10 protein-coding genes are annotated in these 16,764 nt (G+C 36.7%); 9 read left to right on the top strand and 1 reads right to left on the bottom strand.

From position 1 onward, the window contains the following. Positions 1 to 316: 316 nt before the first annotated feature. The 9 genes from arcA (at position 317) to V7024_RS07850 (ending at position 14,261) form a co-directional block, all read left to right on the top strand. The gene (gene arcA, locus V7024_RS07890) at positions 317 to 1,549 is read left to right on the top strand and encodes an arginine deiminase (protein WP_335517987.1); all 1,233 of its coding nucleotides are present in this window, start codon (positions 317 to 319) and stop codon (positions 1,547 to 1,549) included. Positions 1,550 to 1,578: 29 nt separating this feature from the next. Next, a complete protein-coding gene (gene argF / locus V7024_RS07885; protein ID WP_335517984.1) occupies positions 1,579 to 2,577 on the top strand; it encodes an ornithine carbamoyltransferase in 999 nt (332 codons plus the stop codon). Positions 2,578 to 2,682: 105 nt separating this feature from the next. Beyond that, positions 2,683 to 4,098, top strand: coding sequence for an arginine-ornithine antiporter (arcD, locus tag V7024_RS07880; RefSeq protein WP_335517981.1), 1,416 nt, complete (start codon positions 2,683 to 2,685; stop codon positions 4,096 to 4,098). A gap of 378 nt (positions 4,099 to 4,476) precedes the next feature. Then, positions 4,477 to 5,418 (top strand): carbamate kinase, encoded by a 942-nt coding sequence (gene arcC / locus V7024_RS07875; RefSeq protein ID WP_335517978.1) that lies wholly within the window; start codon positions 4,477 to 4,479, stop codon positions 5,416 to 5,418. 274 nt (positions 5,419 to 5,692) lie between these two features. Beyond that, entirely contained in the window at positions 5,693 to 6,382 is a 690-nt protein-coding gene (locus tag V7024_RS07870; RefSeq protein ID WP_335517975.1) for a Crp/Fnr family transcriptional regulator, read from the top strand. A gap of 470 nt (positions 6,383 to 6,852) precedes the next feature. After that, on the top strand, positions 6,853 to 8,517 hold the full coding sequence (locus tag V7024_RS07865) for a glycoside hydrolase family 13 protein (protein WP_335517972.1): 1,665 nt from the start codon (positions 6,853 to 6,855) through the stop codon (positions 8,515 to 8,517). Between the two features lie 194 nt (positions 8,518 to 8,711). Beyond that, complete coding sequence (locus V7024_RS07860) at positions 8,712 to 10,352, top strand: PTS transporter subunit IIBC (RefSeq protein WP_335517969.1); 1,641 nt, start codon at positions 8,712 to 8,714, stop codon at positions 10,350 to 10,352. A gap of 3 nt (positions 10,353 to 10,355) precedes the next feature. Then, positions 10,356 to 11,147 carry an endonuclease/exonuclease/phosphatase family protein gene (locus V7024_RS07855; protein ID WP_335517966.1) on the top strand — a complete coding sequence of 264 codons (792 nt, stop codon included), beginning with the start codon at positions 10,356 to 10,358 and terminating at the stop codon, positions 11,145 to 11,147. A 471-nt stretch (positions 11,148 to 11,618) separates the two neighbouring features. Next, entirely contained in the window at positions 11,619 to 14,261 is a 2,643-nt protein-coding gene (locus tag V7024_RS07850) for a YhgE/Pip domain-containing protein (RefSeq protein ID WP_335517964.1), read from the top strand. Positions 14,262 to 14,422: 161 nt separating this feature from the next. Here V7024_RS07850 and V7024_RS07845 read toward each other — a convergent pair whose 3' ends face one another. After that, entirely contained in the window at positions 14,423 to 16,612 is a 2,190-nt protein-coding gene (locus V7024_RS07845; protein WP_335517961.1) for a DNA topoisomerase III, read from the bottom strand. Between the last annotated feature and the right edge of the window lie 152 nt (positions 16,613 to 16,764).

Raw genomic sequence — 16,764 nt, 5'->3', positions numbered from 1 at the left:
GTGGGAGTATTACTGCCCACGAATAGCGGGATAAAATTTAACTACCCATTAGAAGGAGTGTCTTTATTTTTACGAGTACGAGAAAAATTTTTTAATCAAAAATAGAGGCTATTATACAGCTAATATACGTTATATTTCACCTTGTTAGTTAATTATGAGATGAAATATCTTATAAAAATACGATTACATATATGTTTTAAAAAATAATTTGTGAAATATTCCACTTAGTATTGTTAGCGTTTTCACAAAGCGGTATGTGCATTCTGTTTATTATGTATTTGTAGACATCAAACAAATTTAAAAGGAGGTACAACAAATGAAACATCCGATCCATGTTACTTCAGAAATTGGGGAATTACAAACGGTTTTATTAAAACGGCCAGGTAAAGAAGTGGAAAACTTAACGCCAGATTATTTGCAACAATTATTATTTGACGATATTCCATATTTACCAATTATTCAAAAAGAACATGATTATTTTGCGCAAACATTACGCAATCGGGGTGTTGAAGTTCTTTATTTAGAAACACTAGCAGCTGAGGCGTTAGTTGATAAAAAGCTTCGTGAAGAATTTGTTGAGCGTATTTTAAAAGAAGGACAGGCTGACGTAAATGGTGCATATCAGACTTTAAAAGAATATTTGCTTTCCTTTTCAAATGAAGAAATGATTCAGAAAATTATGGGGGGCGTACGTAAAAGCGAAATTGAAACTCGTAAAAAAACCCACCTGTATGAATTAATGGAAGATCATTATCCATTTTATTTAGATCCAATGCCAAATCTATATTTTACTCGTGACCCAGCAGCTAGTATAGGTGGCGGTTTAACAATTAACAAAATGAGAGAACCAGCACGGAGACGTGAATCATTGTTTATGGAATATATCATTAAACATCATCCGCGCTTTGCGAGTCACAATGTACCAGTTTGGTTAGATCGTGATTATGAGTTTCCAATTGAAGGCGGCGATGAGCTTATCTTAAATGAAGAAACAATTGCGATTGGCGTATCGGCTAGGTCATCAGCTAAAGCAATTGAACGCTTAGCGAAAAATTTATTTAGTCGTCAAAATAAGATTAAGAAAGTACTAGCAATAGAGATTCCAAAATGTCGTGCGTTTATGCATTTAGATACAGTGTTTACAATGGTTGATTATGATAAATTTACAATTCATCCAGCTATTCAAGATCCAAAAGGTAATATGAATATTTACATTTTGGAAAAAGGAGAGAGTGAAGAAGTTCTCAAAATTACTCACCGTACATCTTTAACTCAGGCTTTAAAAGAAGCGCTAGGTTTGAGTGAATTAGTTCTTATTCCTTGCGGAGGAGGAGATGCGATTGCTTCTGCTCGTGAACAATGGAACGATGGATCCAATACATTAGCAATTGCACCGGGTGTAGTTGTTACATATGATCGCAACTATGTATCAAATGCTTTATTACGAGAGCATGGTGTAGAGGTTGTGGAAGTATTAAGCTCGGAATTGTCTCGCGGCCGTGGGGGTCCACGTTGCATGAGTATGCCAATTGTTCGAAAAGATATTTAATCCAAATACAGGGAAAGTAGGGATGAATCATGATGATGACAAAACCAAACTTAAAAGGAAGAAGTTTTCTTGCGGAAAAAGATTTTACAGAAGAAGAATTGTTATATCTTCTTGATTTAGCTGCAGAATTAAAAGAGAAAAAGAAAAATGGTATCCCGCATCATTATTTAGAAGATAAAAATGTTGCCCTTTTATTTGAAAAAACTTCAACTCGTACCCGTTGTGCATTTACAGTGGCATGTACAGATTTAGGGGCAAATCCTGAATACTTAGGCAAAAATGATATTCAGCTAGGGAAGAAAGAATCGGTTGAAGATACAGCAAAAGTGTTAGGACGTATGTTTGACGGTATTGAATTCCGTGGATTTTCTCATGAAACAGTAGAATGTCTAGCGAACAATTCAGGTGTACCAGTATGGAACGGCTTAACAGATATGTGGCATCCGACACAAACTCTTGCCGATTTGTTAACAATAAAAGAGCATCTTGGAAAAGTAAAGGATGTTACGCTCGTTTATGTTGGAGATGGACGTAACAATGTGGCGAATAGCTTGTTAGTTGGCGGTTCAATTGTCGGAATGGAAGTACGCATTTGTACCCCAGAATCACTATTCCCAGCACAAGAAGTCATTGATACAGCTAAAAAATATAGTGACCGGGTCATGGTAACGAGTAACGTGGAAGAAGCTGTTGCCGGTGCGGATGTTATCTATACAGATGTATGGGTATCTATGGGCGAAGAAGATAAATTTGCTGAACGTATTGAACTTCTTACTCCATATCAAGTGAACATGGAAATGATTAAAAAGACCGGAAATGAAAATATGATTTTCTTACATTGTTTACCTGCATTTCATGATGTAGAAACATTGTACGGAGAGGAAATATATGAAAAATATGGCATAAAAGAAATGGAGGTAAGTGACGAAGTATTCCGCAGTAAGCATTCAAAAGTATTTGATCAAGCGGAAAATAGAATGCATACAATTAAAGCGGTTATGGCAGCTACTTTAGGAAATATGGAATAAAGAAGGAGGAGATTCCTCCTTCTTTATCCCTCTATTAATAGAAGTTTCGCTACAATCATTCACTGTTATTAAATATTCCTATCTGATAAAAGAGAGGTGAGTGTAATGGGGGAAGAAAAAAAATTAGGACTGTTTACTTTGACCGCGCTTGTTGTAGGCTCCATGATCGGTGGCGGAGCATTTAACTTAGCAAGTGATATGGCAAAGGGTGCAGGTGCAGGGGCAATTATTATTGGTTGGATTATAACAGGTATCGGAATGGTTTCACTTGGATTGTCGTTTCAAAATTTAACATTGAAAAGACCCGATTTAGATGGTGGAATTTTTAGTTATGCCAAAGCGGGATTTGGTAATTTTATGGGGTTTAATAGTGCTTGGGGATATTGGTTATCCGCGTGGCTCGGAAATGTAGCTTACGGTACGTTATTATTTTCTTCACTAGGTTATTTTTTTCCGATTTTTGAAGGTGGACAAAATGTAGCATCAATTATTGGAGCGAGTGTATTGCTATGGTGTGTTCATATGTTGATTTTACGCGGTGTACAATCAGCAGCGCTTGTGAATTTAGTAACAACAATTGCAAAGTTAGTACCTGTCTTTGTATTTATTGTTGTAGGGATATTCGCTTTTCATATTGATGTTTTCTTAGATGGATTTTGGGGACAGGGTGCTACTTTTTCTTGGGCGGATGTAGGAAGCCAAGTTAAAAGTACAATGCTTGTAACACTTTGGGTATTTATTGGGGTAGAAGGAGCTGTCGTCTTATCAAGTCGTGCAAAAAGTCGAAGTGATGTTGGGAAAGCAACTGTTATTGGATTAATAGGAACTCTCATTATTTACATTCTTTTAACACTATTATCATTAGGGATTATGAAGCAGGCTGATGTTGCAAATTTGAAAAGTCCAGCAATGGCATATTTATTTGAAAGCGTTGTCGGAAAATGGGGAGCTATCTTTATTAATTTAGGTTTAATTATTTCTGTATTAGGTGCTTGGTTAGGGTGGACGTTACTAGCATCTGAAATTCCTTACTTGGCTGCGAAAGACGGCGTATTTCCAAAATGGTTTGCGAAGGAAAATAAAAATAAGGCTCCTGTTAATTCATTATGGTTAACAAATGGTCTGATTCAAATTTTCTTGTTAACATTTGTTGTTTCAGATCAAGCTTATCATTTTGCGTTTTCGCTCGCTTCTTCGGCAATTTTAGTTCCGTATGCTTTTTCAGCTTTCTATCAATTTAAGTATAGTTTGCAGTCTCAAGAGAAAGATCGAACAAAAAATATTGTCATTGGTTTAGTTGCGAGTACGTATGGGATTTGGTTAATTTATGCAGCTGGTTTAGAATATTTATTGCTGACTATGACACTATATGCACCGGGAATTTTTATCTTTTACAAAGTTCAAAAGCAAACAAATCCAAAACAAATATTTACTCGTGTCGAGCTTATCTCCTCGATAGTCATTGGAGCTTTAGCACTGTTTGCAATTTATCAATTGGCTACAGGTAGTATTACTCTGTGAACTACCCGCCACCTACGCTTTGCTTCGAGGTGAGGGTTTCTCAGTTCCACGACGAAAGCAACCTTTCGTCTCCCTGAGCGTTACTTCGGGTTATTCCACCCCTAGATGTCCAACGCTTGGACGTTCTTTTTTACGGTTGATATTTTACGCAGGAACCGAACGGCTTGGTTTTCGCACTTTGTTTTCTTCCTGCAACTGTATATATCAAGTTATTAAAGAACTTCATATGTCTAGTTTATCAGAAATCCTTTGGCTACGCCAAACCGAATTTTATCTCCCACCTTCACTGATGCTGTCGTACCTTCATGTTTAGAAGTGGGAAACTTCTCTCGGATGAAAGTAAAAAACTCTTGTGAAAAGGAATTGGAGGGTTAAAAGATGACAAGAAAAAAAATCGTCGTTGCACTAGGAGGAAACGCAATACAATCTGGAGATGCTACTGCAAAGGCGCAACAGGAAGCGCTAGAAAGAACGGCAGAACAACTCGTTGCAATTATAGAAAATAATGTAGATATTGTCATTGCACATGGAAATGGTCCGCAAGTAGGGAACATTTTATTGCAGCAAAAAGCAGCAGAAACAGAAAAAACACCTGCCATGCCACTAGATACTTGCGGTGCAATGACCCAAGGAATGATCGGGTATTGGATGGAAAATGCAATTGAAAAGGCTTTGAAAAAGCGGGGTATCGAAAAAGATGTAGTAACGGTGATCACCCGGGTTGAGGTGGATGAAAAGGACGAGGCGTTCGAAAATCCAACAAAACCAATCGGTCCATTTTATACAGAAGAAGAAGCACGGAAGTTAATGGAGACAACAAAAGCTGCATTTAAAGAAGATGCAGGACGTGGCTGGCGACGTGTTGTACCATCACCAAAACCGGTAAGCATTCACGAACATAAAGTGATTAATGCATTGGTGGAGGACGGTGATATTGTCATTGCTGTTGGAGGCGGGGGTATCCCAGTTATTGATTCGAAAGATGGATTAATAGGAACAGAGGCTGTTATCGATAAAGATTTTGCTGCTCAAAAATTAGCTGAATTAGTAGATGCTGATATTCTCGTTATTTTAACTGCAGTTGATTATGTGTATGTAAACTTCAATACACCAGATCAGAAGAAACTAGAGAATGTTACAGTTGCTGAGCTAGAACAATATATACAAGAAAATCAATTTGCACCTGGAAGTATGCTTCCGAAAATTCAAGCAGCCATTAATTTTGTGAATACAGATTCAAAACGAAAAACGATTATTACTTCATTGGAAAAGGTATATGAAGCGTTAGAAGAAAATGCGGGTACTATCATTTCCAAGTGAAATCTATCAATATTTGTACAGAAAAAGAATGAAGTGACAGGCTTCATTCTTTTTCTATACAAGTAAGTTCATAAAGTATTCATTCATAAAGGAAAAATTTACTGTTTTATTATGATAAGATAATTTTTGAAGGCGCTTTCTTTACGTTACATGACTCCCGCTATTTACGGGAACCCTCACCTCAAGATTCAAAGAGAAGCGAAAAAAATAGATGGAGGATGAAGAATCCCCAGCTGACGAAAGTTTCACTTTATAGAAAGAGAGAGGACATTTCATGCAAAGACGAAATATAGTGGAAGACTTAAAGCAATTTGAACTATTTGCTAATCTATCAAATAAGAAATTGGAAAGTCTAGCACAATTTGTTTATTGGCGAACCTATAAAAAGGGCCAATTTTTATTTTTAGAAGGTGATTCAAGAGAAAGAATTTACTTTATGCTAGATGGATTTGTGAAATTAGAACGAGTGAATCAAAGTGGAAATTTGTTATATGAAGATTACATAAAGCGTTTTTCTATTTTTCCTTATTGCGGTATGTTTACAGATGCGTCATATAATTATACGGCTATCGCAATGACGGACGTCGATGTGTACTATATTCCCACTTCTATTTTTGAGGATATGGTGAAGGCAAACCAAAAGCAGCTCATGTATATTGTTCAGGAGCTGTCTTCTATATTGAAAATAAATGAAAAGCGTGTCCAAAACATTACCATTCCAAATGCCCAAGATCGCGTCATACAAACATTAGGTTACTTGATGAACGATTTAGGAGAAGAAGCAGGAAAAGAAATTTTAATTTCATGTCCTCTCACAACAATTGAAATTTCTAAAATATCCGGGACATCTCGGGAGACAGTTAGTGGAGTATTAAAGCAACTAAAAAATGATTGTATCGTCACAATTTTAGATAAAAAAATTACAATACATGATCCAGCTTATTTTGAAGAAAGTTCGATGTGAAAAATAATGAATCGTAAAGAACTGGGAAGTAATATTAATAAGGTTAATTATTAATATTATTAATATATAAAACCACTTTAATTTTTTAACACACAAATTGCTACTATGCAGAATACAACATGCCCGCTACTTGCCTCTTGATCCATTTGTTTCAAACCTGGCATGTGGCAGGAAAAGGCCCTGACCGCTCCTACGCGCGGCCAGACGCTCTCGCCCCCCTAAAAAAGAAAAGGGGGTTTTTTATGTCGGTTTTTCAATTTGCATTTATATATGTGTATAAAGGACTTTTTTCGCGTTATTAAATATGAGGACTTTATAGCGGGATAAAAGTTTCATTTTGTTTAAGACTAATCACACATATATATATTTAGTAATAATGTAAAATTTATCGTTACAAACTCTTTATATTTTGTTATGATAGTATTACGAAAACGTTTGCATAAACTTGTGCAAAAAGGAGAGAAGGAGTTATGAACAAAACGTGGTGGAAAGAAGCGGTAGCTTATCAAATTTATCCGCGCAGTTTTATGGATTCAAATGGTGATGGTATCGGAGATCTGCAAGGAATGATCTCAAAGTTAGACTATTTAAAAGATCTGGGCATTGATGTAATTTGGATTTGTCCAATGTATAAATCGCCAAACGATGATAACGGCTATGATATTAGTGATTATCAAGATATTATGGACGAATTTGGTACGATGGCTGATTTTGATGAATTATTAGCAGAAGTGCATAAACGTGATATGAAGTTGATTATTGATCTCGTTATTAATCATTCAAGTGATGAGCATCCATGGTTTATTGAATCGCGTTCTTCTAAGGATAATCCAAAGCGTGATTGGTATATATGGCACGATGGGAAAGATGGAAAAGAACCGAATAACTGGGAAAGTATTTTTAACGGATCTGCTTGGGAGTATGATGAAACAACAAACCAATATTACTTACATCTGTTCTCACGTAAGCAACCAGATTTAAACTGGGAAAATGAAGAAGTACGCCAAGTCTTATATGACACAGTGAATTGGTGGCTTGATAAAGGAATTGATGGCTTCCGTGTTGATGCGATTAGTCACATTAAGAAGGAAGAAGGATTCAAGGATATGCCGAATCCGAAAGGGTTAAAGTATGTACCTTCTTTCGATAAACATATGAATATGAATGGCATTCAGCCGCTTTTAGAAGAGTTAAAGGCAAATACGTTTGCTAAGTATGATATTATGACTGTCGGCGAAGCAAATGGCGTGAAAATTGAAGATGCTGAGCTTTGGGTTGGAGAAGAGCAAGGGAAGTTCAATATGGTATTCCAATTTGAGCATTTAAGCTTATGGGATGCAGAAAAGAAAAAAGAACTTGATGTTGTAGGGCTTAAAAAAGTGTTAACGAAGTGGCAAAAAGGTTTGGAGAATAAAGGATGGAATGCGCTGTATATTGAAAATCATGATAAACCTCGTATTGTCTCTACTTGGGGCGATGATAAACAATATTGGCGCGAAAGTGCAACAGCTTTAGGAGCGATGTATTTCTTTATGCAGGGCACACCGTTCATTTATCAAGGTCAAGAAATCGGGATGACGAATGTTCAGTTCCCGCGTATTGAAGATTATGACGATGTGGCGATTAAGAACTTATATCGTCAAAAGATTGAAGAGGGAGTACCCCATCAAGAAATTATGGAGATTATTTGGGCATCTTGCCGCGATAACTCACGTACACCGATGCAGTGGAATAGCGAAGAAAATGCTGGTTTTACAACAGGTAAGCCTTGGTTTGGCATGAACCCAAATTATAAAGAAATTAATGTAGACGTGCAGCAAACAGACGCAAATTCTATTTTGAATTTCTATAAAAAGATGGTTGCACTGAAAAAAGAACATGAAGTGTTTACGTATGGAACGTACGATTTACTTTTAGAAGATCATCCAGAAATTTATGCGTATACACGTACGTTACGTGATGAAAAAGTTGTTGTAATTAGCAATATATCGAAGAGTGAAGCGGTATATGAAGAGACTTCATTCGAGTTAGAATGCAACCGTTTGCTTTTAAATAACTATGAAGTAGAAGCTCATAATGCAGTGACAACGATTACTTTACAACCATTTGAAACAAGGATTTATCGTGTTAAATAATAGAGAAAGATGCTTATATAGCATCTTTTTTTATATAAAAATTAGCATTTTTTATAAAATTATTATTGCAATATGAAAACGCTTTTATTAAAATAGATTTATGAAAACGATTGCGTAAAAAACGTTTTCGCATGGGGATAAGCAATTATTATTTATACATGAGGGACTAAGTTAGAAAAAGGAGGAACAAAAAAATGAAGAAGCTTGCATCTTTTGATTTTTGGCAAAAGTTTGGAAAAGCTTTACTAGTAGTAGTTGCGGTTATGCCGGCTGCTGGTTTAATGATTTCCATTGGTAAACTAATCGGTATGTCTGCTGGGGATGTAACTGCAGTACAAACGATTGCTAGAGTTATGGAAGATATCGGTTGGGCAATTATTGTAAACTTACACATTTTATTCGCTGTAGCAATTGGGGGATCTTGGGCAAAGGATCGTGCAGGCGGTGCGTTTGCAGCATTGTTAGCATTCATATTAACTAACCGAATTACAGGAGCAATTTTTGGTGTAAACGCTGCAATGTTAGTGGATTCAAAAGCGAAAGTCTCTTCTTTATTAGCAGGAGATTTACTTGTAAAAGATTATTTTACTTCTGTTCTTGGTGCACCAGCACTTAACATGGGAGTTTTCGTAGGTATTATTTCAGGTTTCTTAGGAGCTACGCTATACAATAAATATTATAACTATAATAAATTACCACAAGCATTAGCTTTCTTTAACGGAAAACGTTTCGTACCATTTGTAGTAATCGTTGGTTCTACAATCACTGCTATTATTTTATCATTCGTATGGCCATTCATTCAAAGTGGATTAAACGAATTTGGACGCTGGATTGCAGCTTCGAAAGATAGCGCACCAATTGTTGCGCCGTTTGTATACGGAACATTAGAACGTTTATTATTACCATTTGGACTGCATCATATGTTAACGATTCCAATGAACTATACAGCGCTTGGCGGATCGTACACAATCTTAACAGGTGCTAAGGCAGGACAAGTTGTAGCGGGACAAGATCCATTATGGCTTGCATGGATTACAGACTTAAATAACTTAATTACTAAAGGTGATATGAATGCATATCATGACTTATTAAATAGCGTTGTTCCTGCACGTTTCAAAGTAGGACAAGTTATCGGTTCAACTGCATCACTAATTGGTATCGCATTTGCAATGTACCGCAACGTAGATGTAGAAAAACGTCATAAATATAAACCAATGTTCTTCTCAGCAGCATTAGCAGTATTTTTAACTGGGGTTACAGAGCCGATTGAATTTATGTTTATGTTTGTCGCTCCAGTATTATATGTTGTGTATGCAATTATCACTGGTGTAGCATTCGCATTAGCAGATATTATTAATCTACGCGTTCATGCATTTGGTTTTATTGAGTTATTAACTCGTACACCAATGATTGTAAAGGCTGGATTAACAAGAGATCTTATTAACTTCTTTGTTGTATCAGCGATCTTCTTTGGATTAAACTTTACAATCTTCAACTTCTTAATTAAAAAGTTCAACTTACCAACACCAGGACGTGCTGGTAACTACATTGAGAATGAAGATGGTACTGAAGAAGTAGCAGCAAGTGTAAAAGAAGGCTCATTAGCAACAGTAGTTATCGCGTTGTTAGGCGGGAAAGACAACATTGCTGATGTAGATGCATGTATGACACGTTTACGTGTGACAGTAAAAGACTTAGATATTGTTGCAAAAGAAGCAGAGTGGAAGAAGAACGGAGCACTTGGATTAATTGTAAAAGATAAAGGTGTACAAGCTGTATATGGTCCAAAAGCTGACGTGTTGAAATCAGATATTCAAGATATTTTAGGGATATAACAAATGAAATTATTAACATTAAATTGTCATTCGTGGCAAGAAGATGAGCAGCTTGCAAAGATTCATTATTTAGCAAAAACGATTCAGGAAAATGACTATGATGTCATCGCATTGCAAGAGGTAAGTCAGTCGATTGCGGCTAGAGATGTATCTGGAAATATGAAAGAAGATAATTTTGTCCGCTTATTACAAGCGGAGTTAGAAAAGCTTGGCGCGGCAAAATATGACGTTGTATGGGACTTTGCTCATATTGGATACGATGTGTATGAAGAAGGTTTAGCCATTTTAACAAAGCATTCTATTAGAAAGAGCGATTCATTTTTCGTATCAGATAGTACCGACACGACGTACTGGAAAACACGAAAAATTGTAAGCGTTACGGTTTCTTATTACAATCAGCCGGTGACATTTTACTCTTGTCACCTTGGCTGGTGGAACGATGAAGAAGAACCATTTCAGAAGCAAGTCGGTCGTTTATTGCACCGTGTAGAGAATAACGAATTGTCGTTCTTAATGGGTGACTTCAATAACAATGCGCGTTTGCAAAATGAGGGCTATGACTATCTTATGCAAAAAGGCTTATATGACACATATCAATTAGCAGAACGAAAAGACGAAGGAACAACTGTGCAAGGAAAGATTGCTGGATGGGATGAGAATAAGCAAAATTTACGTATCGATCTTATTTTAAGTAATCAACCTGTACAAGTTACTTCTTCCAAAGTGATTTTTAATGGGATAAACCGTGAAGTAATATCGGATCATTTTGGTGTTGAAGTTCAAATTAACATGTAATGAAAAGGCAACCACCGTGCAAAATACGGAGTGGTTGCCTTTTTTATTACATTTAATATATAATCTTCAATATTGAACGTAAAACCAAAACGGTCATTTTGTTTGTATATTTCATTAAAGTTATCATATAATGATGTGTACAGTTTTTTAGGAACGTATACGGTTCATCACCGTAACATAGGATTGATTTTTTGAAAATGAATTATTTTTAATACACGGAACGGAGAGTGGCGACTCCTGCGGGAATAGCGAGGAAAGTGAGACCCCGCAGGCTTGCCGAGGAGGCTCGCTCTCGCCCGCGGAAAGCGTCCACTCGGAGTGGAGTGTACATCTATATAGCATTCCTGTCTTTTGGTGATGAACTACATATACATCGTTTCAGTTAAATTTTTCTAAAAACAATGTTATAATGGCGAAATGTATGTATGAATTTGGGAAAAAGAAAAAACATATGATTAGGTGATTAATAATATGAAACAAATATGGCGTATATATACGACAGACATAAGGAATGTAGCAAGGCACTGGGCTGCAATTGTGATCATCATAGGGCTTACCATTTTACCATCGCTCTATGCTTGGTTTAATATTAAAGCCTCGTGGGACCCTTATGGGAATACGAAAGACGTTCCCATTGCAGTATCTAATGAAGATAAAGGTGCAAATATACGAGGGAAAGACATTAATATAGGAAAAGAAGTTGTCGATTCCTTAAAAAAGGATAAGAATCTCGGTTGGAAATTTGTTGATGAGAAGGAAGCTATACATGGTGTGAAGCATGGTGATTACTATGCAAGTATTACCATTCCAAAAGACTTCTCAGAAAAAATCGCAACGGTATTGGATGAGAATCCGCAAAAACCAGAAATTCAATATTATGTGAACGAAAAGGTAAATGCCATTGCACCAAAAATTACTTCAAAAGGTGCGTCTGGTATTGTTGAAGAAATAGGCAAAAACTTTGTCAAAACAGCAAATGGTGAGATTTTTCAAATCTTTAATGAGCTTGGAATTGACTTAGAAACAAATTTACCAAGTATTGAAAAGATAAAGGATCTCGTTTTCAAACTAGAAGCACAAATTCCAGAAATCAATAAAGTGGTGGATACAGCATTAACAGATGCTGATAAAGCACAAGGTCTTGTAACGACAGCACAAGATACATTGCCAAAGGTTGAAAGCATTATTCAAGATGGTCAGCAGATGTCGAAGGATTTAGATTCGTTCTTTGCAGCAAATGATCAAACGCTAGAAGAGGCACCAGCGGCGATTAAGAGAGACTTAACGTATGCGAAAAAGGCTGTCGATGGTGGAATACAAATTTCAGATTACTTTGCAGGTCCATTGGCAAATGTAAATAAGGAAACGGTTAAAGGCCAGATAAAATCCGCACAAAGTGCAACAAATAGAGTAAAGGACGTTTCGCAACAGATTCCGGGTTATACAGATAAGGCAAGAAAAGTTTTGAATATAGGTGATGCAACTGCGGAAGCTATCAAACCGTTTAGTGAAGGAATTCAACAATTATCAGCAGGAGCTATCGACCAGATTGATATAGCCATTAAAAACTTACAGGATTCTAATCAACCTAATAAAGATGAAGGTGTGAAAAAATTAGAGGATCTTAAAACCACAGTTACTATTATCAAAGATAAGGCAAAAGCAGTAACAGAAGCAGCAAACGATCTCAATAAGAATAAGCCGTCCATTGAAAATACATTAAATCAAATCGATAGTTTAGCAAAAGATGTTGAGAAGGATACAAATAATGTTATTAACGTTACAAATGATTTAATAAATATAGTTGATAATGGCATAAATGGTAACGTAAATCTAGAACCGGCAAAACAAGGATTATACGACACTCAATCTCAGCTTCAAAAGGGAATTAATCTGATTGACGGAATTATCCCTGTATTAAATAGCGCGGATAAGCTTGCTGGTGATGCAGGGAAAACAACAAATATTCCTGAGACTGTAGCACAGTTAAATGATGCAAAAGGAAAAATGCAAAAGGGGATTAATAAAATAAATAAGGTGCTTGATGTCATTAATAGCGGGAAGCTACCATCAAAAGATGATATAGATGATATAAATGCAGCAGCTAAAGATGCATCCAACATATTAGGTGATATCTTAGCACGCTATGACTCTGAAATTGTCCCAAGTTTCAACGATGCAATTGCGAAAACGAAAAGAATGAACAAAAATGCAGCAGATGTTTTAAATACAGCCAATGAAAGTCTACCTGATGTGAAAAAATTGTTAGAGGATGCATCTAAAGGATTAACTCTTGGCAAAGAGGACGTAGCTAAAGTAAAAGCAGAACTTCCTGAAGCTGAGAAGAAGATTAAAGAAATTGCGAATAAAATCCGCGAATTTGAATCACAAGAAGATTTAAAAGACATCATTCGTTTGTTAAAGCATGATGTTGAAAAACAAAGTGATTATTTCGCAAATCCAGTAAATCTAAAGGAGAATAAATTATTCCCAATTCCAAACTATGGTTCAGCAATGTCGCCGTTCTACACAGTGTTAGCATTATGGGTAGGAGCATTGCTCATGGTGTCATTATTAACAGTAGAAGTACATGAGGAAGATGCGGAGTATAAAAGCTATCAAATTTACTTCGGCCGTTTCTTAACATTCTTAACGGTCGGTCTTGCTCAGGCATTTATCGTAGCAGTGGGAGATATATTCTTATTGGGCACTTATGTAGTTGATAAATTCTGGTTTGTCCTATTTAGCATGTTCATTGCTGGAGTGTTCGTTTGTATCGTATACTCACTTGTTTCTGTATTTGGAAACATCGGTAAATCCATGGCAATCGTGTTACTTGTATTACAAGTTGCTGGTTCAGGTGGAACATTCCCAATTCAAATGACGCCAAAATTCTTCCAAGCAATTTATCCATTCTTGCCATTCACGTATGCGATTCGTATTATTCGTGAGACAGTTGGCGGCATGATGTGGGGTGTTGTGTGGAAAGATCTTCTCGTACTTTGCGTATGGGTTGGTGTGATGCTCGTTATTGCACTGGCCTTGAAAAAGCCAATTAATAAGTCGAGCGAAAAGTTTGTAGAAAATGCAAAAGGAAGTAAGTTGATTCATTAATAACAAAGGGTTCCTGCCTGTTGGTAGGAACCCTTTTGTTTATGAAGAGTTATGTCGAAAGTCGTCGAGGGATCTTTATGTTATGTCGAAGCGCCGATATATTTTAAAAAGCGGTCGATATATTAGCAGGCATGGAAAAAGGAGTTGGCAAGCCAACTCCTTTAATCAAACTTCAATTTCTTTAATGCTTCTGCTAATGCATTATTCAGAGGTTCTTCTTGCTGTTGTTGCTGTTTCATGTATTTTTGAACGGCACGTTTATCTGCTTTGTTACCTGATTCTTTTTTACGACGTTCTTGGAATGTAGAAAGCTTCTCACGATAGCCGCATTTACATGCGAAGATTTGGCCTTCTCCTTCACCGCGAAGTTCTAGTTTTTTCTTACATTGCGGGCAGCGTGCGTTTGTCGTGCGGGATACATTTTTACGATGACCGCATTCACGATCTTGGCATACAAGCATTTTTCCTTTTTTACCGTTTACTTCTAGCATTGGTTTGCCGCAGTCTGGGCAAGTTTTTGTAGAAATGTTGTCGTGCTTATATTTTTTATCGCTTGATTTAATTTCAGAAACAATTTCTTTTGTGTAGTTTTTCATTTCTGAAATAAATACTTCTTTTTTCAATTTGCCTTTTGCAATGGCCTCAAGTTTTTGCTCCCACTCAGCAGTTAGTGTAGGGGATTTTAACTCTTCTGGTACTAAATCCAGTAATTGACGGCCTTTTGATGTAATGTGAATGTCTTTGCCGCGTTTTTCAATTAAGAACGAATTGAACAATTTATCAATAATGTCAGCGCGTGTAGCAACTGTACCTAGTCCGCCCGTTGATTTTAATGTGTCTGCAAGCTGTTTGTTTTGCGTGCCCATGTACTTTGTTGGGTTTTCCATTGCTGAAAGTAATGTCGCTTCATTAAAGCGTGCAGGTGGCTTTGTTTGACCAGATGTCCCTGCAATTAGTTTCACGTTTAATGTATCGCCTTTTTCAATGCGAGGTAAAATTTGTTCTTTTAAATCGTCTACTGCATCGTCATCTTCAAAGCGATTTTCATATACTTCTTTCCAGCCAGAATTCACAATTGTTTTGCCGCGTGCGACGAAGTTTTCATCACCGATCTTTGCACGTAACGTTAGTTGCTCGTATTCGAAGGCAGGGAATAAAACTGCTAAGAAACGTGTTACAACTAAATCGTAAATTTTGCGCTCTTTATCTGTGAAAGCTGAGAAGTTTACATAGCTTTCTGTTGGAATGATGGCATGGTGATCGCTTACTTTACTATCATCAACAAAGGATTTGGAAGCTTTGATTGGTTTCGTTAAGACTTTATTAGCTAAAGAACGATACTCACCTACTCCGCAAGCTTTCAGACGTTCTGGAAGTGTTCCAACGATGTCAGATGAGATATAACGCGAATCTGTACGCGGATATGTTAATACTTTGTGCTGTTCATACAGTTTCTGCATAATATTTAACGTTTCTTTTGCAGAATAACCAAAGATTTTATTTGCATCACGTTGTAACTCTGTTAAGTCATAAAGACCAGGAGCAAACGACTTCTTAGGTTTTTTCTCAATTTCTACTACAGTCGCATTTTGCTTTCCTAATTTTTTCACAATCGCATCAATTTTTTCTTTATCGAAGCTGCGGCTATTGCCTTTCGCATCTTGCCAAGTGAGCTTTAACTTCTCTGTTGTTTGTGCTTCAATACCGTAGTATGTTTGTGCTTTGAAGTTTTTAATTTCGTCCTCACGTCCTGCAATAATCGCTACAGTAGGTGTTTGAACACGACCGCAGTTCAATTGCGCGTTGAATCTTGTCGTTAATGCACGTGTTGCATTAAGGCCGATATACCAGTCAGCTTCTGAACGAGCAACAGCTGAAGCGTATAAATTGTCGTATGCTTTACCAGGCTTCAAGTTGGCGAAGCCGTCTTTGATCGCTTTATCGGTAACAGATGAAATCCATAGACGTTTAATAGGTTTATTAATTCTCACTTTATCAATAATCCAACGAGCTACTAATTCTCCTTCGCGTCCTGCATCTGTAGCTACGATAATTTCATTTACATCATTTCGAGTTAGCTGATTTTTCACAGTATTAAATTGTTTGCCAGTTTGCTTAATCACGGTTAATTTTAAGCGTTCCGGTAGCATTGGGAGATCTTCTAAATTCCACGTTTTATACTTCACATCATAACTTTCTGGATCTGCTAATGTAACGAGATGGCCTAGAGCCCACGTAACAATATATTTACTGCCTTCAAGATAACCATTTCCTTTTTTATCACACTTCAATACACGCGCAATATCACGTGCAACAGAAGGTTTTTCAGCAATTACAACACTTTTTGCCATATTTCAAACATCCTTTCAATTTCCGTAAGTTAACTATAGCACACATCCATTTCGGATTCAGTTATTCCGAAGATTCACATCCGTTGTTATGAAATATAAACGTTACATTTTGGACTAGTTTGCTCGCATGTGGTAGAAAAAGGCCCTGACCG

It is taken from the genome of Bacillus sp. JJ864, assembly GCF_036963045.1.
Taxonomy (GTDB): Bacteria; Bacillota; Bacilli; order Bacillales; family Bacillaceae_G; genus Bacillus_A; species Bacillus_A pseudomycoides_C.
The sequence above is the reverse complement of the archived record's forward strand: the minus strand, read 5'-3'. Positions and strand labels throughout refer to the sequence as shown.

Excerpts from the sequence above, each read along its gene's own strand:
- V7024_RS07865 (WP_335517972.1), top strand. The coding sequence starts at position 6,853 with ATGAACAAAACGTGGTGGAAAGAAGCGGTAGCTTATCAAATTTATCCG.
- arcC (WP_335517978.1), top strand. The coding sequence starts at position 4,477 with ATGACAAGAAAAAAAATCGTCGTTGCACTAGGAGGAAACGCAATACAA.
- argF (WP_335517984.1), top strand. The coding sequence starts at position 1,579 with ATGATGATGACAAAACCAAACTTAAAAGGAAGAAGTTTTCTTGCGGAA.
- arcA (WP_335517987.1), top strand. The coding sequence starts at position 317 with ATGAAACATCCGATCCATGTTACTTCAGAAATTGGGGAATTACAAACG.
- V7024_RS07855 (WP_335517966.1), top strand. The coding sequence starts at position 10,356 with ATGAAATTATTAACATTAAATTGTCATTCGTGGCAAGAAGATGAGCAG.
- V7024_RS07845 (WP_335517961.1), bottom strand. The coding sequence starts at position 16,612 with ATGGCAAAAAGTGTTGTAATTGCTGAAAAACCTTCTGTTGCACGTGAT.
- V7024_RS07860 (WP_335517969.1), top strand. The coding sequence starts at position 8,712 with ATGAAGAAGCTTGCATCTTTTGATTTTTGGCAAAAGTTTGGAAAAGCT.
- V7024_RS07870 (WP_335517975.1), top strand. The coding sequence starts at position 5,693 with ATGCAAAGACGAAATATAGTGGAAGACTTAAAGCAATTTGAACTATTT.
- arcD (WP_335517981.1), top strand. The coding sequence starts at position 2,683 with ATGGGGGAAGAAAAAAAATTAGGACTGTTTACTTTGACCGCGCTTGTT.
- V7024_RS07850 (WP_335517964.1), top strand. The coding sequence starts at position 11,619 with ATGAAACAAATATGGCGTATATATACGACAGACATAAGGAATGTAGCA.